This is a genomic window from Streptomyces sp. 6N223, from assembly GCF_052246635.1.
Classification (GTDB): domain Bacteria; phylum Actinomycetota; class Actinomycetes; order Streptomycetales; family Streptomycetaceae; genus Streptomyces.
Genome location: NZ_JBQQCA010000009.1, coordinates 114,722 through 140,315, shown reverse-complemented (window position 1 = coordinate 140,315; position 25,594 = coordinate 114,722). Strand labels below are relative to the sequence as shown.

Genomic DNA, 25,594 nt, shown 5'->3' with positions numbered 1-25,594 from the left:
CCCCCTGGTACCCCCCCCCCCTCTGGTTTTTCCGGTCCCGGGCAGGACTTCACGCGATGACTGCGGGGTGCCGTCAGCGCACGTAGATGGTGGGCTGCGGCGGGCGCGTCATGCCGGCCCCGAGGAAGAAGCTGGGGTGGGGCGGCTGGTTGTAGGCGGTGTTCTGCCAGGCCAGCGCGACCCGGTACTGGGCGTCGTGCGCCAGCGTGTGCAGCTTGGTGGTGGTGGGTGTGGTCGTGGCGTAGATGCGCAGGGCCGCGTTGTTGGTGTGGCGCCAGATCACTTCCTCCCGCCAGTCGCCGAAGAGGTCGCCGGACAGGACGGGGGTGGACTTGGTGCCGTTGCTGGAGGCGACGCCGCTGCCGGTCAGCAGCCGGGTGTCGCCGCCGGTGCCGTACTTGTCGATCGTGGTGCCGTTCAGGAGCTCGCGGACGGGGTCGGCGTCCCACCAGGCGAGGAAGTTCGCGGAGGAGGGGTTGCGTCCCACGTAGCCGCCGGAGGCGTTGCGCAGCTGGGTCATGTTCGGGCCCGAGCCCCAGAACTCCGCGCCCGCGTTGCCGGCGTAGATGTCGCCGGCCACGCCACGGCCCGGTCCCTCGGAACCGCTGGTCGGGGTGCGGTGGATGACCTGGCCGGTGCGGGCGTCGTGCAGGTCGGAGCCGGGCTGGTTGCCCGCCTCGTGGATGGTGAACACCTCAACGCCGGAGCGGGAGGGCACGAAGTCGCCGACGTGCAGGGCGTCGCCGTGGCCAAAACCGGTGGAGTACATCAGCCGGCCGTTGTCGTCGATGGTCGCGGAGCCGTAGACGATCTCCTGACGGCCGTCGGCGTCGACGTCGGCGATCGAGAGCTGGTGGTTGCCCTGACCGTACGCGGCGCCGTTGCCCGAGGCGTTGGAGTCGAACGTCCAGCGCCGGGTGAGCTGCCCGTCGCGGAAGTCCCAGGCTGCGATGACGGCGCGGGTGTAGTAGCCGCGGGCCATGATCAGCGACGGCCGTTGCCCGTCGAGGTAGGCGGTGCCGGCCAGGAAGCGGTCCACCCGGTTGCCGTAGTTGTCGCCCCAGGACGAGACGTTGCCGCGCGGGGGCTCGTAGGTGACGGTGGACATGGCGGCGCCGGTCAGGCCGTTGAACATGGTCAGATACTCGGGCCCGGTGAGGATGTAGCCGCTGGAGTTGCGGTGGTCGGCGCTGGCGTTGCCGATCACCGTGCCCTGGCCGTCGCGGGTGCCGTCGGCGGTCTTCATGGCCACCTCGGCCCGGCCGTCGCCGTCGTAGTCGTAGACCTGGAACTGCGTGTAGTGCGCGCCGGCGCGGATGTTGCGGCCCAGGTCGATGCGCCACAGCCGCTGGCCGTTGAGCCGGTAGGCGTCGACGTAGACGTTGCTGGTGAACCCGGAATGGGAGTTGTCCTTGGCGTTGTCCGGGTCCCACTTGACGATCAGCTCGTACTGGCCGTCGCCGTCCACGTCACCGGGGCTGGCCTCGGACGGGGCGTAGCCGGAGCCGGGAATCTGGAGGGGGACGTCGAGGTAGTTGCCGCCGGTGAAGCGCAGCGAACTCTCCGAGGGCGCCTGCTCGACGCCGTCCACCACCGCGCGCACCGTGTACGAGGCGTCCGCCGCCGCGCCGTTGTCCAGGTAGTTCGTCGAGTTGGTGATCGGCGCGGCGTTCACCTTCGTCCCGTTGCGGTAGACGTTGAAGGCCGTGTCGTAGCTCTCGGTGCCCAGCAGCCGCCAGGACACCAGGTTCCCGCTGCCCGAACGCACCGAGACCAGACCCCGGTTCAGGTCCTCCATCTGCAGGGCCGAGGGCTCCTCGCCGCCGTCGAGGGGGACCAGCTGCCACTGCTGGTTGTAGCCGTCGTTGTCGGTGTACTGGGAGATCCGGGCGCCGTCCGCGGTGGACCGCTCCCACACCTCCAGCGCCTTGCCGCTGCGGCGGTTGATCAGCTGCACGTACCCGCTGTCGGTGTCGACGACGCGGAACTGCTGGTTGGCGGCGTTGTTGTCGGTGTACTGGATGACGTTGGCTCCGTCGGCGGTGGAGAGCGCCTCGATGTCCACCACCTTGCCGCTGAGCACGGACCTCAGGCGGTAGTAGCCGTCGCCGGAGTCGACGAACTGCCACTGCTGCCAGTCGGCGTCGTCACGCGACCACTGGACAATCGCTGCTCCGTCGGTGGTGGCCGCGTTGCTCACGGCCATCGCCTTGCCGCTGAGCCGGTTGACCAGCGCATAGGTCGCGCTCGTGTCGATGACGGCGGCGTGTGCCCGCGGTGTGGGGAGGACGACCAGCGAGACGGCGGCCAGCAGCACCGTCAGCAGGATCGCGACCGGCCCGCGGGATCTTCGAAAACTGTGGACGATCATGTGGGGCTCCTTCAGAGGGGCGGGTAAGGACGTGCAGGCTCACTTCCGGCGAAGGCAGGAATGAATCGATTCACCTCGAACCCAAGCGCGAGCGAGGGTCTTGCTGCGGGGAAGGAGTGGGAGGGGGAGCGCTCCCAGTGAGGTGAGGCTAGAGCGAGCCTGACGGGTCAACAAGACTCGTGCACAACTAAATGTGTTTATCTGTTTGATCAGGTGGCTTCCCCCCGGCGGAGTCACGAGTGGCCAGCCTGCAAACGACCAATTCAAGCCAGTGCGTCGACTGGTCCCCACCTGGGAGAAGGACGGTCGATACTGCATCGACGCTGTTCAGCGCCCTGCTGCGAGACCCAGGAAGCTGGCGGACTTGATGACTTGCCGCACCTCGAGCGGCTCAGTAGCTTCCCCAATCATCAACAGAGCCGGAAGAACTTCGACGGCCTCACCGGCGTCGCGACGACGAGCCGCACGCATCGCGACGGAACCTTCCACGCCTGGGCCGGACGACGCGCCGGTCCCGTAACTCACCCCATTCCCCCAGTGGTGGCGCGCTCTGGAGTCGCGCACCGGGGCCCCGCTTTGTCATGGGTGCGTCCCCCTGGGAGTCATCCGCTGCCCTGGCGTATTGCGGCCACACCCCACATGAGGAGGAACACATGCGATCACAAACCACCGAGAGCCCACCGTCCGGCAGATCCAGACCCAGCGGGGCCAGACCCCGGCGGAGTACGACCCTGGCCGCACTCGTCACCGCCGTGATCAGCCTGATCGGCACCCTGGTCGCGATGCCGGCGGCGTCAGCCCAGGACAACCCGTACCAGCGGGGCCCGGACCCCACGGTGAGCAGCGTCGCCGCCCAGCGAGGAACGTTCGCCACCGCAGAGATCAGTGTGCCGTCAGGCAACGGCTTCAACGGCGGGAGGATCTACTACCCCACCGACACCAGCCTGGGCACCTGGGGCGCGGTCGCGGTCGTGCCCGGCTACACGGCCACCTGGGAACGCGAAGGCGCCTGGATGGGCCACTGGATCGCCTCCTTCGGCTTCGTCGTCATCGGCATCGACACCAACAGCCCCAACGACTGGGACACCGCCCGCGGCACCCAGCTCCTGGCCGCTTTGGACTACCTCACCCAGCGCAGCCCGGTGCGCGACCGGGTTGATCCCCAGCGGCTCGGAGTGATGGGTCACTCCATGGGCGGCGGCGGCGCCATCAGCGCGGCCCAGCGTCGGCCGTCGCTGAAGGCGGCTGTCCCGTTCGCACCCGCATCGTTCTCCCAGGACCTGTCCGGCGTTCGGGTGCCGACGATGATCATGGGCGCCCGGGACGACGGCACCATCACGCCGTCCTACCTCGACCAGCTCTACGCCACCCGGCCCGCCAGCACCGAGGGGGCCTTCGTCGAACTCTCCAGCGGCGGCCACGGCTTCCCTACCTGGGGCAACTCCAACGTGACGCGCCGCGTGATCCCCTGGCTGAAGATCTTCCTCGACAACGACACCCGCTACACCCAGTTCCTGTGCCCGGGGTTGGCGGACTCCACCGGCGTCTCCCGGTACCGGAACACCTGCCCGTACGACCCCGGCGGGTCGACGCCCCCACCGGACGAGGGCCCGATCGTCGGCGCACAGTCCGGCCGCTGCGTGGACGTGCCGGGCAGCTCGCAGACCAACGGGACGCAGGGGCAGCTGTGGGACTGCTCGGGCCAGCCCCACCAGCAGTGGACACTCACCAGCGCCGGGGAGCTGCGGGTATACGGAAGCAAGTGCCTGGACGCCGAGGCCTCAGGGACCACCGCCGGCACACGGGTCGTCATCTGGGACTGCCACGGCGGCGCGAACCAACGATGGGCAGTCAACGCCAACGGCACGATCACCAGTACCCAGTCCGGCCTGTGCCTGGACGCGTCCAACGCCGGAACCGCGAACGGCACCCAACTGGTCCTGTGGACCTGCAACGGCGGGTCCAACCAGCGGTGGGCACACGGATAAGAGCCCTGAGGGCCAAGACCTGAACGCGGCTGAGGCCGGAGTGCCGGGCGCGCCGCCCGGCACTCCGGCCGACGCCAGAGGACGGTGTCCCGTCGGCGGCAACGTGGTTGACCATCCCTCAGCGCAGCGCAGCGCAGCGCGGTCTCGGGGTCGATGTGCCGGCCGGTCAGGAAGTCCGTGGCGCCGTGTTCGGAGGTGTGGGTGTTGTCGTCGGCCTCGTTGGTGAGGTAGAGGGCCTCGGAGGCCTCCGGGCCGAGTTCCTCCACGCGCTGCTGGGTGAGGGCGGTGAGGTCGATGAGGCCTACGCCCTGTTCCTGTGCCAGGCTGCGCATTTCGGCGGGGAGGTCGACGCCGAGCCCGTTGACGTGCAGGGCGGTGGCGTTGTTCAGCGTGCCGTCGTCGTTGAACCAGCGGTGGACGATCGGCGTGACGAGAACGGGTGTGCCGCCCGCCGCTTCCGTCCACGGTCGCGAGCTGTGCGGGTCCTTGGGGGTGGGGGTGCCGGCCAGGGCCGGGCACCCCCCGGCGGCCAGGTCACGGTGAGCAGGGGGGCGCGGGTGCGGCATCGGCGCATGAAGAGCCGATGCTCGACGATGTCAAGGGCGCCTATTCACTGCCCGCTTTCCGTGCGGAAGGCGTAGTGGCCACTGCTGACGGTATATACCTCGTACCCTTCGATGGAATCCTCCTTGACCGCGCCGGACGGTGCGATGACGCTCTGGCCCGCTGTGACGGGTACGTAGATCGTGCCCGTACGGCTGACCGGGATGTCGACCGTGAGCTCGAGGTTGCCGTTGTCGACGTTCCAGCTGGAGCCCGCGGTGCCTCCCGGGGTTTCGTGGGTGGTGGAGGCACTGTTCAGCCCTGTCGGAAGGTGCGGCTTGATGATGACCTCGGAGGACGTGCTGCCGGGATCTGCGAGACCAGCGACATCGGCGAGAAGCCAGTCCTCGGCGGTGCCGAGGAACGGGTGTCCGAGCGACCGCGGGCTCGTCGTCCAGTCCTCCCACAGGGTGGTCGCGCCGTTCTCCATCATGTATCCGTAGCCCGGGGCTTCCAGGTTGGTCGCCGCCGCGTAGGCGGTGTCCAGGTGGCCGTACTGCGTGAGCACGCGGAACAGCCATTTGGTTCCGAGGACTCCGGTGCCGAGGTGGTTGCCTCGATCGACCACGTCTGCGGCGATGTTGTCGACGATCGCCTGTCGTTCGTCCTCCGGTGCGATTCCGAAGGCGACAGGGAGGAGGTTGCTGGTTTGCAGGAATGCGCCGCCGCTGGCCCAATAGGACGAGCTGTCCGCGGCGTAGTAGTCATTGTTGAACGCGTCGCGGGCGGCGTCGGCCTGCGCGGTGGCCGTTGCGGCGTCCTCGGGGTGGCCGAGGCTCGTGGCGATCTGCGCGAACTGCTGGAGCGTCCGGTAGACGTAGGCGCGGGCGACCAGCGTCTTGGCCTCAGGGGTATTGCATACGTCGTCACCGTCGGGGCACACCCAGTCGCCCCAGCGCTCAGTCGGGTTGGTCGCGTTCGCGGCCATGAGCGTGGCGTATTCCTTGAGGTCGGCGTAGCGGTCGGCGACGGCCTCATCGGCGTTGTAGGTGTTCATCAGGAGCAGTGCTGTCTCGGTGAAAGCATTGCCCCATGCGGGACTCGGATGATCTGCGCCAGCGGTCGGCGCCGGCGCCCAGGCGGGCATGTCCCCCCAGGCGCTCTGGCTGTCGGCAAGGTCGTTGAACCACTTCGTGTAGACGCGCCGAGCGTCGAAGTTCCTGCTCACGGCTTCGGACATGACGGCGCCGTCACCGAGCCAGGGAAGCTTCTCGACGTAGGAGCCGTCGGTGGGTGCGCCGACGACAAGGTTGTTGAGGGCAGTCAGCCGACCGGCGTTATGGATGAAGTTCAGCACGTCGTTCGACGAGTCGAAGGTGCCGATGCTGGCGAGGTCGTTGTGCATGTGCAACACGGTGACCGCGGGTGCGGGCGTGCCAGAGGGCAGGCCGCTGACCTCGACGTACTGGAAGCCCTTGTGGGTGAAGCTGGGGGTCCATGTCACGGGTCCTGAGCCGTCGCTGATGAAGGTGTCGTCCTGGTAGCGGTCATGCGTGACGACGGCCCAGCCATCGCTCAGCTTCTCGGCGTAGCGGATGCGGATCGCGGTCCCCTCCGGGACATCCAGGGTGATCTGGACGTTGCCGGAGACATTCTTGCCGACGTCGTAGACATACACTCCCTCGTCCGGGCTGTCCGGGGAATCGACGGGGAACCTGTCGACGATCCGGGTCGGCTCGACAGGGTTCGCCTGGAGCAGAGCCTCCCCATTGCTGGCGGGCACGGCGGGAGCCCAGTCACCGTCGTCGAACGAGGGCGTGTCCCAGCCGGGCTGTGCGCGTCGGGCGTCGTATCCCTCGCTCTCGGGAATGACGGTGTTTGTGAAAGGCATCGACGGACCCTGCGCGGCAGACCATTCAGTGTCGGTTGGCACGGACAGCGTCTGTCCGTCGGCGTAGGTGACGACCAGGAGTGCCTTCGTGCGGGGGATACCGTCCCAAGCGCCCCGGTTCTCCGGATCGGTCCACTCGTGGAGGCCGTTGAGGAACCCCTGGCCGAGGGCGATGCCGACGGTGTTCTCTCCTTGCTGGATCGAGTCCGTGACGTCGATGCCGTCGTAGTAGGTTCGCTTGTCGAACTTGGTCCAGCCGGAGCCGAGTTGATGGTCGCCGGCCCGCTCGCCGTTAACGGAGGCCACATAGGCGCCGAGTCCCGAAACGAAGAGGGTCGCGTTCGCGATGGGCCGGTCCTCAACGGTGAAGTCGCGGCGGAGCAGCGGGAGCCCGGACGGGAGTTCGTCGTTTGCCGACTGCCAGGCGCTTTCGGTGATCCAGTCCGCGTCGCTCCAGTCGGACGTGTCGAACATCGCTGTGCCGAAGTCGTAGGAGGAGCTCCACGCGCTCCACTGGTTGCCCTGGTCCTGTACGCGGACCCGCCACTGGTAGCGATGCTTCGGGGCGAGCGCGGGCCCGTTGTAGGTCACTGCCGAGGCGCCGGCGTCGGTAATGACGTGGGACCAGATCGGGTCGGTGTCGGCACCCGCGTCCCGTACTTCGACCTCGGCGGCCTTCACGGCGCTGCCCGCCGTCGAGGACCCCACGGTCCACGCGAGCTCGGGGCGGGCTACGTCCACGGCGAGGGGTTCGGTCAAGCCCTGGGTCGTCCCGCCAGTGACGCTGACCGCTGCCTGATTCTGACGTGCGGCGCCCTCGGGGGCCGCGGTTGCGGACGCCGTTAGTGCGGCAGCCGCGAGTGTGCCTAGGACGGCGAGGGCCGACACGAGTCGGTGGATGTGCATCGAGCCTCCTTGTGCTCGGAGCGGCGCGGAGGCGGCGCAGACGAAAGAGAGTTCTGACGCCGCCTCCGAACTGCTGGGCCTACTCCTGGATGAACTCCCAGGAGACGTCGTCGCCGGAGGCGACCTCGGGGAGACGGTCGCGGGCGGCGGTGTCGCCGTACAGGCTCCAGCGCATCCACTCCACGCAGATGGCGGGGATGCGCTCATCGCTCCAGTGGCTGGCGTGGTCTGCGCCGAGGAAGGTGAAGAACGCCTTGGGTGCGGGCAGTTCGTCATAGGCGGTGCGGGCTGAGTCGTAGGGACAGACAGGGTCCTGGTCGCCGTGGACGAACAGGGTCTTGGCCGCGACCGTGCCGTCCGGGTCGCCCATGTCGACGCAGGACTGCGGGATCGCGGCGGTGATCCGGTCGTCGGGCGCGATGGTCAGCAGGCCGTGGGTGGTCATGCCACCGGCCGAGTAGCCGGACACGCCGACGCCGGGGGAGGCGTCGACGTGTCCGGCCAGCGGGTCGTCGGCCTCGTTCAGGGCGAGGGTCTGGGTGATGATCTCGGAGACGTCCCTGGAGTGCTCGCCGCTGTAGATGTCGTCGAAGTTGTACTCGAAGTAGGGCGCGGGGACGATGAAGCCGGCCTCGGCCAGGGGGCTGAGCTGGGACTCGGGCGGGCTGGAGCCGGCGCCGTGGCTGTAGTTGCAGACGGGGAAGGCGCCCTCGGCGACGGGGGCGTCGGGGATGGGGTCGCCGCCGGGCTCGCCGGCGGCGGGGTAGTAGAGGACGGTGGTGCACGGGCGGTCGCCGCGGGTCCAGGCGTACTCACGCACGCCGACGGCGAACGGCTCGGTCGGCGCTTGCCGCGGGGTGTGGGCCCGAGGGGCGGGGGAGCGGCCGAGTGCCTGACCGGCGCCGGCCAGGGAGAGGCCCACGCCGGTTGCGGCACCGAGCGTGAGGAATGCGCGCCTGCGCATGGACATGTGCGTCTCCTTGTGGGGGATGTGGGGGTGTGGGGGCGGCTCGGGCCTGACCGGAGCCTGTGGCCCCGGTCAGGCCCTTTCTCACCCGGCGGAGGTTCGGGGGCTGGAGAACCTCGCCGAGCGGTCCCACCGCTGTACCGCTGCCTGGGGGTGCCTGGTCTGCGGTCTGTGACCGGTTCAGCACCTTCGGGCGGCGGTCGGAGCGGCGCCGGCGGTCGAGCCGTTGCTCGATGGCCGGGTGTCTACGCGCCCGGCTCGTACGGGCACTTGTTCTCGTAGCCGGAGACGTCGCTCCAGTCGGCCAGGTCCGGGCACAGGAACTGGGTGTAGCGGGTGTCGTTGTCGATGAAGATCTTCAGCCAGGGGATCGTCAGGCGCGTGACGGACACGTTCCCCCAGGTGGGGAAGCCGTGGCCGCCGCTGGAGAGCTGGATGTAGGCGCCGGGGGTCTCGGCCGGGAAGGTGGACCAGAGCTGGTCCAGGTAGTCCGGTGTGACCGTGCCGTCGTCCGTTGCGCCCATGACCAGCGTCGGGACCTGGACACCGGACAGGTCCTGGGAGAAGGAGGCGGGCGCGAACGGGACGGCGGCCTGCAGCTCCGGCCGCTGCGTGGCCGCGTGGATCGCGCCGCCGCCGCCCATGGAGTGACCCATCACGCCCAGCCGCTCGGGGTCGACGCGGTCGGCGACGGCGCTTTCCTGGGTGAGGTAGTCCAGCGCGGCCAGCAGCTGCTCGCCGCGGGCGGCGTCCCCGTCGTTGGGGCTGTTGGTGTCGATGCCGATGACGACGAAGCCGAAGGAGGCGATCCAGTGACCCATCCAGGCGCCTTCGGCTTCCCAGCTGGCGGTGTAGCCGGGGACGACCGCGATCGCGCCCCAGGTGCCCAGGCTGGTGTCGGTGGGGGCGTAGATCTTCCCGCCGTTGAAGCCGTGGCCGGGCTCGACGTCGATCTCCTCGGTCTCGAACGTGCCGCCCTCGGCCGCGACGCTCTCCACGGTGGGGTCCGGGCCCCGCTCGTAGGGGTTCTCCTGGGCGGCTGCCGGCTGCATCGCGACCACGGCCGTGACCAGGCCGACGACGGCCGCGATCACAGCCGCGCCGAGCCTGCCAAGACCGCCCGTTCGGCGGGGTCCTGCCCGGCCGCCGGTCGCGGGCCCTGCGGGGGCCGCCACCTCGGTGGTTATGGGTTGCATGGTCGTGTTTCTCCTTGTCGTGTCTGCGGAAATCGGGTCAGTTCGCGACGTCTGCTCGGGGCGCGCGGTCATGCCGGCGCCGAGGACGTCGCCGATGTGGTGGGACCCGCACGCACCCCGGGCGGGGTCATGGCGTTCGGCAGGCCCGGATCACGTGCCTGCGTGGACAGCCCGGTGCTCTTCGTCTGCCGTGCTCAGGGCGAGAGGGATCTGGCCTCGCGTCGCTGGCCGGCCGCCGGACTGACGGGCCGCGGCGGCCGGTTCCGTGACGACGGCCTGCGGCGTCTGCTCGCCGACGGGCAGGCTCGGCTCGGCGGTGCTGGATTACTGGTAGATCGTCGCTTCCTGGGAGGTCTCGGCGATGCCGTTGGCGCCGTTGAAGAAGCGCTCGCCCCACTCGGAGAGCTGGTTCGGGTCGAAGCCGATCACCATGTCCAGGTACTCCACGCCGCCGCCGTTGCCCGACCAGGACCAGCCCATGTAGCCGAGCCCGAGCTCGGTGGTGGTGGCCATGATGGTGTCCTCGTCGGGGTCACCGTCGGAGTGGTTGTGGCCGAACTCGCCGACCACGAGGGGCAGCCCGGCGTCAACGAAGGAGTTGAGGTAGTCGTTGATGGTCTGCGCGTCCTGGTAGACGCCGTACATGTGGACGGAGAAGATCGTGTTGCCGGTGGTGTCGGCGTCGTAGACCTGCTGGGCGGTGCTGCGCATGATGCCCTCGTGGTCCTGGCCCCAGTTGGGGGCGTCCACCATCAGCGTGTGCTGGAACCCGGCGTCGCGCAGCTTGGTGACGGCGCCGACGGTGGCGTCGGTCCAGGCGGCGGCGTTGTTGTTGCCGTACGGCTCGTTGCCGATGTTGACGATGACGTAGTTCTCCTCGCCCGCGAGCACGTCCTGGAGGCTGATCCAGTAGTCGGCCGCCTGGTCGAGCGAGGCCTGTCCGGCGCCCGGGTCGCCGTAGCCGGTGGTGTCGTGCACCTCCAGCACGCAGATCAGCTTGTTCTCCTTGCAGGTGCTGACGACGTTCGCCACGTCCTCGGGGGTGTTGGCGGCTGTGCCGCTGTGGCCGCTGCTGAGGACGACGCGGACGGTGTTGGCGCCCTTGGCCTTGATGTCGGCGAAGGACTGCGTCTCCTGCGGATACCAGGCGTGGGGGTGGCTGACGCCGCGGATGACGAAGTCGTTGCCGTTGCTCTCGACCAGCCGGCCGTCCTGGATCGTCAGGCCCGTCGCCTGGGCGGTGCTGGGCGGCTCGGCGTGGGTGGCGGGGGCGAGGCCGCCCAGGCCGAGCAGGGTGGCCAGTCCGAGCAGCAGGACAGCCAGCGCTTTCTGTCGTGTTCTCACTGCGACTCCTCAAGTGGGGGAACCAAGGTTGTTGGCTTGGGAGCGCTCCCAAAGAAAGAAAATGCATGAACCTGTCAAACGGCCCTCGTCCAGGGCCGACGCAGCGGGCGGCGATCGGGAGTGCGTCGCTACAAGTCGCAAGGAAGCGACCATGAACAACCACAAAGCCAAAGGTGGGCTCTGCGGCCGAGTGAACTCGGTGACAGGCGTCTCCCGATTGACCCGCTCCCGTAGCTTAGACGCTAGCTGTCCGTCCGCATAGGCTCTGGATCGAAGCTAACCGATCCCTGGGTCATACCGCTCCTGGAGGAGACGCATGCACGACTGGCCCGGCGGCGAGGCGTCCCGCTTCGCGCTGCCGTACCACGAGAACCCGGTCCCTGCCCCGGGCACTCTTGCGCCCCGTGCCTGGTGGGGCGCCTCCGATGCGCCACGGCTGTCGCTCAACGGCACCTGGGCGTTCCGGCTCGCGCCGAACGCCTCGGGCACCGGCCCGGGCTTCACCGCGGACGACCCGGCCGCCACCGCCGGCTGGGACCGGATCACGGTGCCCGGCCACTGGGTGCTCCAGGGGCACGGCGGCCCGATCTACACCGGGTGCGTCTACCCCTTCCCCGTCGATCCGCCGCGGACGCCGGACGAGAACCCGACGGGCGACCACCGACGGGAGTTCGACCTGCCGGAGGACTGGCCCGCGGTCGGGGAGACCGTCCTGCGATTCGACGGGGTGGACTCCTGCGCGCGGGTGTGGCTCAACGGCACCGAGCTGGGCACCTTCCAGGGCAGCCGCCTGCCGCACGAGTTCGCCGTCGGGCACCTGTTGCGGCCACGCGGCAACGTGCTGGCCGTCCGCGTCCACCAGTGGTCGGCCGGCAGTTACCTGGAGGACCAGGACATGTGGTGGCTGCCGGGCATCTTCCGCGACGTCACCCTGCTGCACCGCCCGGAGGGCTCCCCGGCGGACTTCCTCGTGCACGCCGGATACGACCACACCACCGGCCGGGGCACGCTGCGCGTGGAGAGCGACGTGCCCGGCCGCGTCATGGTGCCCGAACTGGGCCTCGACGTCCCCTGCGGGGAGGAGACGCGGATGGCGGTGGTCCCGTGGTCGGCGGAGGTGCCGCGGCTGTACGCGGGTGAGCTGGTCACCGCGGGCGAGCGGATACCGCTGCGCATCGGGTTCCGGACCGTCGCCGTCCAGGACGGCGTGCTGAGGGTCAACGGCCGCCGCGTCCTCTTCCGTGGTGTCAACCGGCACGAGTTCCATCCCGAGACCGGCCGCGCGCTCGACCTGGAGACGATGCGGCGGGACATCGTGCTGATGAAGCGGCACAACATCAACGCCGTCCGCACCAGCCACTACCCGCCCCACCCGGCGTTCCTCGACCTGTGCGACGAACTCGGGCTGTGGGTCATCGACGAGTGCGACCTGGAGACCCACGGCTTCTGCTTCTTCCCCGGCTGGCGCGGCAACCCCGTCGCCGACGACCGCTGGACGCCCGCCCTGCTCGACCGTGCCCGGCGCATGGTCGAACGCGACAAGAACCACCCCAGCGTCGTCATCTGGTCGCTCGGCAACGAGTGCGGATCCGGCAGCGGCCTGTCGGCCATGGCGGCCTGGATGCGCGAGCGCGACCCCTCCCGGCCGCTGCAGTACGAGCACGACGCCGAGTATCCCGACAGCGACATCTTCTCCCGGATGTACACCCCGCACGACGAGGTCGCGGCGATCGGGCGCCGCGAGGAGCCTCCGCTGGAGGACCCGGCGGCCGATGCCCGCCGCCGCTCCCTGCCGTTCCTGCTGGTGGAGTACGCCCACGCGATGGGCAACGGGCCCGGCGGACTGGCCGACTACCAGCGGCTGTTCGAGACGTACGAGCGCTGCCAGGGCGGCTTCGTGTGGGAGTGGATCGACCACGGCCTGGCCAAGCGGACCGAGGACGGCCGCCGCTATTTCGGCTACGGCGGCGACTTCGGCGAGGAGTACGACGACGGCAACTACGTCTGCGACGGGCTGCTCTTCCCCGACCGCACGCCCTCGCCCGGCCTGATCGAGTACAAGAAGGTCATCGAGCCGGTCCGCATCACCGGCGACGGCACGCGGGGCATCGTGACCCTCCGCAACGGGCACGACTTCGCCGACCTCGCGCACCTCGCCTTCACCTGGACCTACGAGGTCGAGGGCCGGGAGGTCGCCACCGGGAACCTCGCCGTCCCACCGCTGGCCCCCGGTGAGCAGGCGGACGTCGCGCTGCCGCCCGCCCCCGCCGGGACCCAGCCCGGCGAGGCGGTCTGGACCGTCCGCGCCTGCCTGGCCACCGACACCGCCTGGGCCGCGGCCGGTCACGAGGTCGCCTGGGGCCAGCTGACCGCCGTGCCCCGGCCGGCTCCCGTCCCCGATCCGGGCCCGACCGTGACTCACACTCCCCGCCTCGACAGCGACCGGATCACGCTGGGCCCGGCCGTCTTCGACGCCGCCACCGGCCGGCTCCGCGCCCTCGGCGACCTGCTCTTGACCGAGGGCCCACGCCTGGACGTCTTCCGCGCTCCCACCGACAACGACCGGGGCATGCACTGGGATCCCGATGGCCAAGGGGTGAGCGTGGAATGGGAGCGGATCTGGCTGCACCACATGCGGCACCGGACGGACGCGGTACGCGTGACGGACGACGCCCTGACCGTCCGCACCCGTGTCGCCCCGGATTCCAGGGACGTGGCACTGAACGCCGTCTACCGGTGGACCGCCGGCGAGGACGGCACGCTCCGGCTGACGGTCGCCGTCCGGCCGCAGGGCGACTGGCCCTGCCCGCTGCCGCGTCTCGGGCTGCGCCTGGGACTGCCCGCCGCGTTCGGCCGCGTGCTGTGGTACGGCGGCGGCCCCGGCGAGGCGTACCCGGACACGCGTGCCGCCTCCCGCCTGGGCCGCTACGCCATGACCGTCGACGCCCTGCAGACGCCGTACGTGCGCCCGCAGGAGAACGGCGCGCGTGCCGACGTGCGCTGGGCCGAACTCCGCGCGGACGGCGCCGCGCTGCGCATCGAAGCCGGCCCGCAGCCCTTCTGGCTGACCGCCCGACGCTGGACCAGCGAACAACTCGACGCCGCCGGCCACACGGTCGACCTCGTCCCCGGCGACACCGTGTGGGTCAGCCTCGACCACGCCCAGCACGGCATCGGCACCCAGTCCCTGGGGCCGGCCCCGCTCCCGCAGCACCACCTGACCGCCGCCCCGGCGGAGTTCGGATTCTCGTTCCGTGCCCTGAGCGGGTGAGACGACACGCGCGATCGAATCGAACGCATGGCGGCATCGCTTTGACTCAAAGCCATCGTGTCACATCCTTTGATCGATTTGTTCCGAGTTAAGGCAAATTTCGTGCGCTTTCAGTCATGGACAGTGCTCATCTGGCGGGAGTAGGTTGTGCGCGTCAATCACGGGCGAGGGTTCGGGGACGGCTCGCTCTGTGCGCGGATCACTCTCGGGACGGAGAATCTCCATGAGGAGACGCTTCCTCGGACGCCTGTGCGCGTTCACGGGCGCGACGGCCGTGCTGGCCGCCTGCGGCGGTGGTGGCGGCAGCGGCGACGATGACGGCGTCGTCACGCTCGAGTACTGGTGCTGGGGCGAGACGACGAAGATCGAGGAGTTCAACGCCACCCACGACGACATCCGGATCAAGCACACGGACGTCGGCGGTGGAACCGACACGGCCACCAAGCTGCTGACGGCAGGCCGTGCCGGAAACGCCCCGGACGTCGCCTGCGCGGAGTACCAGACCATCCCCTCCCTGATCGTCTCGGGCGCCCTGGTCGAGATCGAGGACCAGGCCCAGGGCCTGGAGGGGGAGTTCAACCCCGGGACCTGGAACCTGACGAGCTTCGACGGCCACGTGTACGGGGTGCCGATCGACATAGGTCCCCAGGTGCTGCTGTACAACAAGGCCCGCTTCGACGAACTCGGCGTCGAGGTGCCCACCACCTGGGAGGAGTTCGCCGAGGTCGCCGCCGAGGTGCGGCGTGAGGACCCCGACACGTACCTGACGACCTTCGCTCCCTCGGAGTTCGGCCAGTTCGCCGGCATGGCACAGCAGGCGGGGGGTCAGTGGTGGCAGGTGGACAACGGCACGTGGTCGGTCGGCATCGCGGACGACGCGTCGCTTGATGTCGCCGCCTACTGGCAGGACCTGCTCGATCGCGACCTGGTACAGGGCGGACCGCTGCTGACCCCCGAGTGGAACAACAAGCTCAACAAGGGCGAGATCCTCTCGTGGCCCGCGGGCGTGTGGTCGCCGAGCGTCATCTATGGCATCGCGGAGTCACAGGCGGGCGACTGGGCCATCGCACCGCTGCCGCACTGGGAGGGCGGCGAGGACAAGGTGGCGTTCCAGGGCGGCTCGGCCCTGACCGTCACCGACGACGACCAGGTCGAGGCGGCGGTGGAGTTCATCACCTGGATGAACACCTCGGAGAAGGCCTGCGAACTCCAGCTCGCCATGGGCGAGTACCCGGCCTCCGTCGAGTGCCAGGAGACGACCGTCGAACGGCCGCCGCCACCCCTGGTGGGCGACCAGCAGGACTACTGGGAGGTCGCGAACGGCGCGGCGAGCAGCACTCTGCCCAACATCCAGTGGGGTCCCAACGTCAACGTGGCCCAGTCCGAGTTCGGCGACGCGTTCCAGGCGGCCGTGCGCGAGGGCACGTCCCTGGAGGAGGCGCTGCGGCGGACGCAGGACGCCGTGACCAGCGACATGGCAGACCAGGGATTCGACGTCGCCGCCCCCTGATCGGGACGAAGTCGCCCCATCACTCACGCCGTCCCTCTAGCACAAAGGTCATCATGGCAGGACACGTCACTCAGCGGGCCGGCGGGCCCGTGGGGAGCCCCGTGGTCAGGCGAAGGCGCCGGATCTCGGCCCCCTATGTCTTCATCGCCCCCGCGGTCCTCTTCTTCCTCGCCTTCCTGGCGATCCCGGTGGTCTACGCGCTGTACCTGAGTGTGCGGGGCATGCGGGTCGAGCAGGGGAGCCTGTTCGGCAGCCGGCGAGAGGTGTTCGTGGGGCTGGCGAACTACCGCGAGACCCTGTCCGACAGCGAGTTCTGGGCCGGATTCTCACGTCTGGCCGCCTACGGCATGCTCGCCATCCCCCTCACCCTCGGGCTCGCCCTGTGCTTCGCCCTGATGCTCGACCACACGGGTGCCAGGGGGCGGCGCCTGTCCCGGGCCGCGATCTTCCTCCCGTACGCGGTACCCGGGGTCATCGCCTCCCTGCTGTGGGGGTTCATGTACCTGCCGTCCACTAGCCCGTTCAGCTATCTCACCGAACAGGCGGGCGGGGACGCGATTCCCTTCCTGGAGGGCTCGAACCTCTACGGGTCCCTGGCCAACATCGCCGTGTGGGGAGGTGTGGGCTTCAACATGCTCATCATCTACACCTCCCTGCGCGCGATTCCGGGCGAGGTCTACGACGCGGCGCGGATCGACGGCTGCTCCGAATGGCAGCTGGCCTGGCGGATCAAGGTTCCCCTCGTCGTCCCGGCCCTCGTGCTGACGGGCCTGTTCTCCCTCGTCGGCACGCTCCAGGTCTACGGCGAGCCCACCACGCTGAAGCCGATGACCACCGAGATATCCGGGGACTGGGTGCCGTTGATGCACATCTACGAAAGCGGCTTCGTCCGCGACGACCTGCCGCTGGCCGCGGCCGGCTCCGTCATCCTGGCGATCGGCACCTTCTTCGTCTCGCTGCTGCTGCTGAGGGTGGCCCAGCGCCGGGCGTTCGGAGGCTTCCAGTGAGCGCGCAGACCACGCGCGGCACCACGCCGACAACGAGGACCGTCCCGGCGCGGGGCGACCGGCCCGCGGCGCGGCAGGCCCACCACCGTGCCAAGATCATCCCCACCGTCGTCCTGCTGATCGGCGCCTTCTACTGCCTGGTCCCGATCGCGTGGATCGTCATCGCGGCCACCAAGTCGCAGTCCGACCTGTTCTCCACCTTCACCTTCCAGCCCGGCACCGGCCTGGTGGACAACCTGCGTGAGCTGTTCGCCTTCAACGACGGGCAGTACGGCCAGTGGGCGCTCAACAGCCTGCTCTACGCGGGCGTGGGGTCACTGCTGTGCACCCTGATATCCGCCGCCGCCGGCTACGCCTTCTCCCGCTACTCCTTCCCGGGCCGCAACGCGATCTTCTACGTGATCCTCGCGGGCGTTCTGCTCCCGGGCATGACACTGGCGATTCCGCAATACCTCATCATGTCCGAGTTGGACATGGTCGGCAGCTACTGGTCGGTGCTCCTGCCGGGCCTCATCTCCCCCTTCGCGATCTATCTGGCCCGCATCTACGCCGACGCCTCCGTGCCCGCCTCGATCATCGAGTCGGCGCGCATCGACGGCGCCAGCGAGTACCGCATCTTCGCCACCATCGGCATGCCCATGATGCTGCCCGGCATGGTCACCATCTTCATGCTCCAGTTCGTGGGCAACTGGAACAACTTCCTGCTCCCGTTCATCATGCTCTCCGACGAGAGCAAGTACCCCATCAATCTTGGCCTCTACACCGTGCTGTCCAAGGGCTCGAGCCAGCCGGCGCTGTACGGCGTCGCCATCACCGGCACCGCCGTGTCCATCATCCCGCTCATCGCGCTGCTCCTCTTCCTCCAGCGCTTCTGGCGGCTCGACATGATCAGCGGAGGACTCCGTGGATGACAGTGGATGGACGGAGGACTCGGTGGCGGCCTGTTCGCTGCCTGGCACGATCGTCGCGCCGGACACACGTGCATGCGTGTGCGGCGCTGGCCCAACGATGCGAGAGCGTGGTGAATTCCGGAGCTTTTCGTTCCTCTGACCGTCCTCGTCTGCTTGAGGGAGGGCTTTACTGAAGCTAATCGAGGTGCTTGTACCCTGCGTCTGTGCACCTAGCATCCGAGCAGAGCGGCAGCCGGCCGACGATCGAGGCGTGGGACTCCGTCTCCCGGGCCGCCCGGCCCGTCATCAGGGAACTGCTGGTCACCGGCCCGCGGTCAAGGACCGAGCTCGCCCGCCTCCTGGGGCTGACGACCGGCAGCCTGACCCGCCTGACGAAGCCCCTCGTGCAGTCCGGGCTCGTCGTGGAACGGGAAACTCTCTACGACCCGATCAACGGCCGCCCCACGCTTCCGCTGGACATCGTCGCGAAGGACTTCCACTTCTTCGGCGCAAAGCTGACCTCGGACTGGATGTACGGAGTCATCACCGATCTGCGGGCCGAGGTGGTCGCGGAGCACGCCGAGCCGCTCAGCGCCCGCACCCCCGAAGGAGTCGCCGCGCAGGCCAGGGCCCTGATGGACCGGCTGGCGCGGGAAAGCAGGCCGCCCGTCGCCGCGGGATTCACCATGGGCGGGACCCCTTCGGGCGTCGACGATCCGGGGGAGCCCGCGCTGTTCGACGCGCCCTGGCTGGACTGGTGGCAGGTTCCTCTGGAGTCCATGCTGAGCGACGCCATGGGCATCCCGTGTGTGGTCCGCAACGACGTCTTCGCGCTCGCCTACGGTCAGAACTGGTTCGGGGTGGCCCGCGCAATCCCCAATTTCGCGATGATTGCCATCGGTCCCGGCATCGGGTACGCCCTCTGCCTGAATGGCCGCGTACTGCAGATGGCCGAGAGTGACCTCGTGGAATTCAGCCACCACATCCTGGATCCCGGCGGCCCGATGTGCCCGGTGGGGCACCGGGGCTGCGCCATTTCCTATCTCTCGACAGGAGCCGTCCTCTCGGCTGCCGCCTACGGACTGCAGCGACCGGTCTCTCTGGACGAGATCGCCCCCCGGGCAGGGGAAGGTAACGCGGTGTGCCAGGAGATCGTTCGCCAGGCGGGCCGGGCGCTGGGCATGCTCGTCGCCACCATCGCCAATCTCACCGGCGTGAAGACCGTGGTGGTTGCCGGCGAGACCACTGATGTCATCCGCGGCGGACACCAGCACATCAAAGAGGGCATGAGCCAGCGACGCCTCCGCCGCCCCGACTCCATCAACACGCCGATGCTCTCCTCCTCCTTCACCGAGTGGGCGCGCGGCGGCGCCGTGGAGGCGATCAGGGCCTTCGTCGTCGAGGGACGCTGAGGAGCGCGCGGGTCCGGAGCCGGACGAACTCGTCGGGGGAACGCCGGGCCGCCACGGCGCCGGCGAAGAGGGCTGTTCGCGGCCAGGGCGTCGACGCGCCCGCGGAGTCCCCGCACACACCCGCGCGGACGTCGTGACGAGGTGCATGCTCGTGGCGCCCCGGGAACACACGCGGCGTCTCAGCCCACGCGCTGCCGATCGGGCTCGATGAGCGCGACGACCCGCTCCTCGCCGCGCGTGTAGGGGCCGCCGGTGTACTTCGTCGATATCCGGTCGATGATCTCCCAGGCGGCGTCGCCCGCGAGCCACTCGACGACCCTGCCGCGGATGATGACCGGCTGGAACGGGTTGTCTGCCGGCGTCAGGGAGAGCGCGACCCGCGGGTCGCGCCGCAGGTTGCGGGCCTTGCGGGTGCCCGGGCCGGTGAGGATCGCGACGTGGTCGCCGTCCGTGCCGATCCAGACGGGAACGGAGTGGGGAGCGCCGTCGGGCAGGACGCTGGCGAGGTGGGCGATCGAGGTGCCCTCGAGCACGCGGCGAACGTCGGGGTCGAGCATCGTGGTCACCTCCTGGCGAGGGTTGCGGGTGGGTTGCGGGTGGGCTTCCGGCGAGGGCCGTCCGCCGGCTGCGCGACGTAGCCGGTGGACGTCCGGTGGGGCATCGCCGCGGTGTCGGGTGACGAGCGCCTCCTCGCCCAGGCCGGGCCGTGCCTGGATGGCGATGCGGATCATCGCTCGACCGCGTAGTGGAGATGGGTGACGCCTGGCGCCGGGACGGCTTCGAGGAGGCGGAGGCGCACGTGCTGGGGGAGCGCCTGGAAGAAGGGCCGGCCGCCGCCGAGCAGGACCGGCACCTGATGGAGGACCACCTCGTCGACGAGCCCCGCCTTCAGTGCCTCGGTCACGACGCCGCCGCCCATGAGGCCGACGTCCTTGTCGCCGGCGGCCTCGCGGGCCGCGGCGATCGCGTCCTCGATGCCGGTGGTGACGAGGGTCTGCTGCTCGGTCATCTCCGGTGCCGGCCGATGGCTGAGGACGATCAGGCGGGCCGCCGGGTGAGGGCTGCCGCCGCCGAAGCGGTCGGAGTCCTCGTAGGTGTTGCGCCCCGCGACGACCGCGCCCACGCGTCCGGCGAGGGTGTCGAAGAGCCGGGCGCTGGGCTCGCTCAGGCCGAACCCGTCGAACACCTGGCTGGGCGTGTCGCCGGCGAAGTACCAGTCGAAGAGCATCGTTCCGTCGCCGAGTCCGCGACCGGCGCCGGGATCGCGACCGGTGATGTAACCGTCGACCGACACCGCGTGCGCGCTGATGACCTTGTTCATCTCCGTGATCCTTCCTGGAGTTCCCTTAAGAGACTCCAGGACGCTAGCACGGCTGAGTTCCTTAAGGGAACCCCCAATGCTAGGCTGATGCCATGCAGCGCACGAACTTCGGCGAGATGGCGTGCTCGATCGCGCGCACGCTCGAGGTCATCGGGGAGCCCTGGTCGCCACTGGTCCTGCGGGACGTGTGGGCCGGGTTCACCCGGTTCGAGCAGATCCAGGCGGACCTCGGCATCTCGCGCAAGGTCCTGACCGAGCGGCTGAACCACCTCGTTGAGCGCGGCGTACTCGAACGCCGGCCCTACGACCGGCGACCGCGGTACGAGTACGTCCTGACGGAGAAGGGCGCCGAGCTCGTCGACCTGCTCATGGTCATGGTCGGCTGGGGGGACAGGTGGCTGGCGGGCCGCGCCGGCCCGCCCGTGCTCTTCCGCCACCACGCGTGCGGCGAGATCAGCAGCGGCGACCTGCGCTGCGCCCACTGCGGCGACCCGATGCACGCGGGCGACGTGGACGTGCTCCCGGGTCCCGGCTCGGCCGCGTGACCGAGACGGGGACCCAGGGTTCCTCGGCGGCCTTGGCCACCTGAAGGCGGCCGCGGCTGCCGACGGGACGAGCCGGCGGTGCCGGCCGCCTCGAAGGCGCCGGCGTCGGAGCCGGTGCCACGGGGCACCATGGTGCCGACATCCGCCGCGGCGCAGGCAGGCCGAGCGACGTGCGGATCGCTTCGGCACGGTCCGCGACCCGAGCGAACATCCGATGTCTCGTGGCGGGTTCCACCGGCCTGCGATGCGATGACCTGCAATTTCCAGGAGATTTGCCGCGCCCTCTGGACAGGGTTCCGGCTCGTACCCGTTAATACATCATATGTATCGGTGCGGTGCACGCCTCAGCGCGGCTCGCTCGTGCCTCGCCCCCTGCACTGACTCATCCAGTCCGCCCGGCCTGGATGTGGAGCCGCAGCGTCGTACGCCGCGCTGCGGACGGCCAGGAGGCCCACGTGTCGGAACCGATCACTCGCCGCCGAGCCCTTGCCGCTCAGGGGCCGGTCGGCACGTTCACCGAGCCGGTGAGGTGCATCGGCGCGTGGCGGCCCCGCCTCGCGGTGGGACGCGCCGCGGTGCGCGGCGGTCGCACCTCCGGCCCCTCGGCCCGCCGCGGCGCGGCTCCGCGCCCTGGTGGGGACGTGGTCCCCACCGCTCGCCTCCCGGACCTCCCGGCCCGGCCCCGGACCGGGAGGACCGGTGACGTTGGATGGAATGTCCTTCCCCACCACTCAGCGCGTTCTCCACACCACCACGACACGCAAGGGAAACAGTGCCATGGTTCCGTCCGACCCTCCCCCCAGCCGCAGGGCGTTTCTGGCCGCTGCCGCGTTGACCGCAGGGCCCGTCGCAGGGTCCGCCGCGTTGCCCGGAATACCGGCCGGCAGGGCAGCCGCCGCGGTGCCGCCGCAGGTCACGCTCCCCGACCGGGGCATCCACGACACCGCGGCCGCATCGGCGTGGACCGACGGTTTCGTCACCGGCAACGGCGAGCACGGGGGCATCCTCTACGGCGATCCGACGCTGGAGAAGGTCATCGTCAACCATCACCGGCTCGTGCTGCCCAACGGCACCCGTGACACGCTGCCGCCGGTGATCTCGGATCGTCTGGAGTCCGTGCGGGACAAGGCCCTCGCCGGAGACTACGCGGGCGCGAACAGCGACTTCGCCGCCGGATGGTCGCTGCGCTGGACGCAGACCTACCATCCCGGCTACGAACTGTGGCTGAGCACACCGGGCATGACCACCGTCAACGACTACGCCCGGATCACCGACTTCCGCACCGGAGAGGTCACCCACACCTGGACCGACGAGTACGGCACCTGGTCCCGCCGCGCGTTCACCTCCCGTGCCGACAACGTGCTCGTCCACGAGCTGACCCCCGCCACCGGCCGCACGGTCGACACCACGCTGAGCGTCAACACGGCGCTCGACGGGCTGCCGACCAGCCTGGGCTTCACCACCCGCGCCACCCTCGCGGGCGGATCCGGCTATCTGAACCTGCGGGGCACCTACCCGTCCGGGCAGGGCGCCTTCGGCTACGAGGGCGTCACCCGGGTCGTGGCCACCGGCCCCGACGCCTCGGTCAGCACCGGCGACTCCACGATCGTGGTGGCGGGGGCGACCAAGGTGATCCTGCTGACCAGGCTGGGCCGGTACGAGTCCGCGACCGAATGGGACTCCGAGCCGCTGCACGCCCAGCTGGCCGAGCTCGGCACCGACTACGCCACGCTGCTGTCGCGGCACACCGCCCTTCACGCCGAGCTCTACGACCGCTCCCGCCTCGACCTGAACATCGCGCCCGCCGACCGCGGCCTTTCCACCACCGAACTGATCGCCCGTCAGAACGCCAGCCCCGACGTCATCGACCTCGCCCTGCTGGAGAGGCTCTACGACTCCGGCCGCTACTTCTTCATCAGCTCCAGCGGCATCCTGCCGCCCCGGCTCACCGGCATCTGGACCGGCACCTGGACCGGCGCCTGGGCGGATGACTTCACCACCGACGCCAACGTCAACCTCCAGGTCGCGGGCGGGAACATCCTCGACACAACCGAGTCGATGGAGGGCTACTTCAACCTGATCCTGGGCCAGCTCGACGACTGGCGCACCAACGCGCGGAACCTCTACGGAGCCCGCGGCTTCCTCGCCCCTTCCCGCACCGACGGCGAGTACGGCCACATGCTCCACTTCGACCCTGGCTTCCCCGGCCACTGCTGGACCGGAGGAGCCGACTGGCTGCTCTACCCCCTGCTCGAGTACTACGAGGTCACCGGCGACGAGACCTTCCTGCGGGACACGCTGGGCCCTGCCCTGATGGAACTGGCCCTGTTCTACGAGGACTTCCTCACCCGCACCGACACGGACGGCAAAGCGGTCTTCGTGCCGTCCTTCTCCATGGAGAACGCCCCCGGCAACACGGGCGTGCACCTGTCGGTCAACGCCACCGGCGACATCGTGGCCGGCCGGCACGCCCTGCGGGCGGCCATCGACGCCGCCAACGCCCTCGGGCTGGAACAGGGCAGCGGGGAGGGCGTCGCCCGATGGACCGCACTGCTGGAGAAGATTCCGGGCTACCGCATCAACGACGACAACGCGCTCGCCGAATGGTCCTGGCCGAGCCTGGCCGACCAGTACGACCACCGCCACGTCCATCACCTGTACGGCGCCTGGCCGCTGCACGAGATCAATCCCGAGGACGAACCCGCCCTCGTCCCCCCGGCGCTGCGGGCGCTGGAGCTCCGCGGCGACGAGAACATCTCCGCCCACGGCAGTCTGCACCGCGCCCTGGCCGGCGCCCGCCTGAAGGACGGCGGCACGGTATACGGCAGCCTGCGGAAGATCCTGGGCAACAACATGCTCTTCACGTCGCTGATGACCTCCCACAACCCGGACCTCGACATCTACAACGCCGACGCCGCCAACGCCATCCCCGGCGTGCTGGCCGAGGCCCTCGTCTACTCCCGGCCCGGCGTGCTCGAAATCCTCCCCGCTCTCCCCGACGAGCTGTCCAAGGGGTCCCTCCACGGCGTACGAGCCCGCGGCCGGATCAGGATCCACACCCTCAGCTGGGACCTCGCCGCAGGCACCGCCTCCCTGACCGTCACGTCGGCCGTCGACCAGGACGTCACCCTGATCAGCCGCCGCGGCATGACCTCGGTGACCACATCGGCCCCCGTCGCCTCCTCCCCCCTCGGAACCCACGCCCGCCGGATATCCCTGGCCGCCGGGCAGCGGACGGACATCACCATCTCGCTGTGAGCGGCTGCGCCCGGCTCGTCAGCGTCATCATGGGGCGGGCGGGTCCCGTCTGCTGACAGGCCGGCGTCAGACGGCGCTGGGCTCGGGGTTCCCGCGGAGGCCTCTCACCGCGGCGCGGCCACCACGTGCGCTGTGCGAACTGCTATCGGGATGAGCCTTCGACTCAGCCGAGCTCAGGGCCGCTGCCGGAACGGGGCGAGCGTGGCGCGCACGAGGTCGGCGGCGCCCCAGTCGGGGTCGAACTGGGCGATCACGGCCAGGTGCTGGCGTAGCTGGAGGATCGGCATGCGCTCGCGCCAGTCGCGGTCGAGTCCGGTCAGCTCGGCGTACAGCTCGAAGAACACGTGCGCCTCGGGCGGCGGCGCCGTCGTCCACAGGTGGGCCAGGTCGACCTCGGCCCAGGTGTACGACACGGCCGGGTCGATCAGCGCGGGCCGCGCGTCGGGGGCGGCCATGACGTTCAGCGCCCACAGGTCGCCGTGCGTCAGGCACGCGGGCCTGACCGGCAGCAGCTCGGGCAACCGGTCGCACAGCCGCTCCAGCGCCGCCCGGTCCGCGGCGTCGAGCGCCTCCTGGACGCGACGCTCGCCGAGCCAGCGCAGCAGACGGTGCTGGGCGAAGAACTCGAACCCGTCGTCATCCCAGGTGTTGATCTGCCGACGACGGCCCAGCCAGTTGTCCCGGTGCCACCCGAATCGGGGGTACCGCGTGGTGGTGTGCAGGTGGGCGAGCGCATGCGCGAACTGTTCCCAGAAGGCCTCGGTGCACGGCCGGGGCCGCAGCACGGACAGCACGAGCAGGTCGCGGTCCGCGAGGATGATCTCGGGCGTGGCGACGCCGCCCGCCTCGCGCAGCACGGTGAGCCCTTCGGCCTCCGCGGCGAAGGCGTCGTCCGACGGCGGCTCGCCGAACGCCTTGACGAACACCGACGTGCCGTCACCGCGGCGCGCGAGCCCCGCGGTCGCGGCGAGGCCTCCAGCGGCTGGCTCGACCGCGACGACGCCGGTCACGCCGGCCGCGTGCAGGCGTTGGAGCAGGAGGGAAGCCGCGTCTGTCACGGGTGTGATCCTCTCCGCTGGTCACACTTCATGGCAATCGGTCCCGGGCCCGCAGCTTCACTGAAGCTCGCAGCCACGGAGCGTCACGGAGTCCACGTAGGTTTCCGAAGCCCGAT

General features: G+C 69.8%; 16 protein-coding genes and 1 pseudogene. 8 read left to right on the top strand and 9 right to left on the bottom strand.

Annotated features, from left to right (window positions below; all coding sequences use genetic code 11):
• Positions 1–73: 73 nt before the first annotated feature.
• A complete protein-coding gene (locus tag ACTWQH_RS08905; protein ID WP_443285837.1) occupies positions 74–2,371 on the bottom strand; it encodes a rhamnogalacturonan lyase family protein in 2,298 nt (765 codons plus the stop codon).
• Between the two features lie 581 nt (positions 2,372–2,952).
• Here ACTWQH_RS08905 and ACTWQH_RS08900 point away from each other — a divergent pair.
• Positions 2,953–4,359 carry a lectin gene (locus ACTWQH_RS08900; protein ID WP_443285836.1) on the top strand — a complete coding sequence of 469 codons (1,407 nt, stop codon included), beginning with the start codon at positions 2,953–2,955 and terminating at the stop codon, positions 4,357–4,359.
• A gap of 131 nt (positions 4,360–4,490) precedes the next feature.
• Here ACTWQH_RS08900 and ACTWQH_RS08895 read toward each other — a convergent pair.
• The 5 genes and pseudogenes from ACTWQH_RS08895 to ACTWQH_RS08875 form a co-directional block, all read right to left on the bottom strand.
• A pseudogene (locus ACTWQH_RS08895) lies at positions 4,491–4,808 on the bottom strand (carbohydrate esterase); the annotation flags it as partial.
• Positions 4,809–4,969: 161 nt separating this feature from the next.
• Positions 4,970–7,699, bottom strand: a complete 2,730-nt coding sequence (locus ACTWQH_RS08890) for a family 78 glycoside hydrolase catalytic domain (RefSeq protein WP_443285835.1) — start codon at positions 7,697–7,699, stop codon at positions 4,970–4,972.
• Between the two features lie 79 nt (positions 7,700–7,778).
• Positions 7,779–8,669, bottom strand: coding sequence for an alpha/beta hydrolase family protein (locus tag ACTWQH_RS08885; RefSeq protein WP_443285834.1), 891 nt, complete (start codon positions 8,667–8,669; stop codon positions 7,779–7,781).
• Between the two features lie 242 nt (positions 8,670–8,911).
• Positions 8,912–9,862, bottom strand: a complete 951-nt coding sequence (locus ACTWQH_RS08880; protein WP_443285833.1) for a dienelactone hydrolase family protein — start codon at positions 9,860–9,862, stop codon at positions 8,912–8,914.
• A gap of 324 nt (positions 9,863–10,186) precedes the next feature.
• Complete coding sequence (locus ACTWQH_RS08875; RefSeq protein ID WP_443285832.1) at positions 10,187–11,206, bottom strand: glycoside hydrolase family 5 protein; 1,020 nt, start codon at positions 11,204–11,206, stop codon at positions 10,187–10,189.
• 316 nt (positions 11,207–11,522) lie between these two features.
• On the opposite strand from ACTWQH_RS08875, the gene ACTWQH_RS08870 reads away from it, so the two are divergent.
• The 5 genes from ACTWQH_RS08870 (at position 11,523) to ACTWQH_RS08850 (ending at position 19,296) form a co-directional block, all read left to right on the top strand.
• Positions 11,523–14,477 (top strand): glycoside hydrolase family 2 TIM barrel-domain containing protein, encoded by a 2,955-nt coding sequence (locus tag ACTWQH_RS08870; protein WP_443285831.1) that lies wholly within the window; start codon positions 11,523–11,525, stop codon positions 14,475–14,477.
• Between the two features lie 223 nt (positions 14,478–14,700).
• Positions 14,701–15,987, top strand: a complete 1,287-nt coding sequence (locus ACTWQH_RS08865; protein WP_443285830.1) for an extracellular solute-binding protein — start codon at positions 14,701–14,703, stop codon at positions 15,985–15,987.
• Positions 15,988–16,088: 101 nt separating this feature from the next.
• Positions 16,089–16,994 (top strand): carbohydrate ABC transporter permease, encoded by a 906-nt coding sequence (locus ACTWQH_RS08860; protein WP_443285829.1) that lies wholly within the window; start codon positions 16,089–16,091, stop codon positions 16,992–16,994.
• Positions 16,991–17,905: a carbohydrate ABC transporter permease gene (locus tag ACTWQH_RS08855; protein ID WP_443285828.1), complete on the top strand. Its 915-nt coding sequence runs from the start codon at positions 16,991–16,993 to the stop codon at positions 17,903–17,905. Before ACTWQH_RS08860 ends, ACTWQH_RS08855 begins: the two co-directional genes overlap by 4 nt.
• Before the next feature lie 203 nt (positions 17,906–18,108).
• Complete coding sequence (locus ACTWQH_RS08850; protein WP_443285827.1) at positions 18,109–19,296, top strand: ROK family protein; 1,188 nt, start codon at positions 18,109–18,111, stop codon at positions 19,294–19,296.
• A gap of 179 nt (positions 19,297–19,475) precedes the next feature.
• Here ACTWQH_RS08850 and ACTWQH_RS08845 read toward each other — a convergent pair whose 3' ends face one another.
• Positions 19,476–19,853, bottom strand: a complete 378-nt coding sequence (locus tag ACTWQH_RS08845) for a PPOX class F420-dependent oxidoreductase (RefSeq protein WP_443285826.1) — start codon at positions 19,851–19,853, stop codon at positions 19,476–19,478.
• Positions 19,854–20,023: 170 nt separating this feature from the next.
• A complete protein-coding gene (locus ACTWQH_RS08840; RefSeq protein ID WP_443285825.1) occupies positions 20,024–20,617 on the bottom strand; it encodes a dihydrofolate reductase family protein in 594 nt (197 codons plus the stop codon).
• Positions 20,618–20,709: 92 nt separating this feature from the next.
• Here ACTWQH_RS08840 and ACTWQH_RS08835 point away from each other — a divergent pair, with 92 nt between their 5' ends.
• Together ACTWQH_RS08835 and ACTWQH_RS08830 are read left to right on the top strand one after the other, a co-directional pair.
• Positions 20,710–21,162 (top strand): winged helix-turn-helix transcriptional regulator, encoded by a 453-nt coding sequence (locus tag ACTWQH_RS08835; protein WP_443285824.1) that lies wholly within the window; start codon positions 20,710–20,712, stop codon positions 21,160–21,162.
• A gap of 864 nt (positions 21,163–22,026) precedes the next feature.
• The gene (locus ACTWQH_RS08830) at positions 22,027–24,420 is read left to right on the top strand and encodes a glycosyl hydrolase family 95 catalytic domain-containing protein (RefSeq protein WP_443285823.1); all 2,394 of its coding nucleotides are present in this window, start codon (positions 22,027–22,029) and stop codon (positions 24,418–24,420) included.
• 173 nt (positions 24,421–24,593) lie between these two features.
• Here the strand turns inward: ACTWQH_RS08830 and ACTWQH_RS08825 are convergent, their stop codons facing one another.
• A complete protein-coding gene (locus tag ACTWQH_RS08825; protein WP_443285822.1) occupies positions 24,594–25,478 on the bottom strand; it encodes a fructosamine kinase family protein in 885 nt (294 codons plus the stop codon).
• Positions 25,479–25,594: the final 116 nt, after the last annotated feature.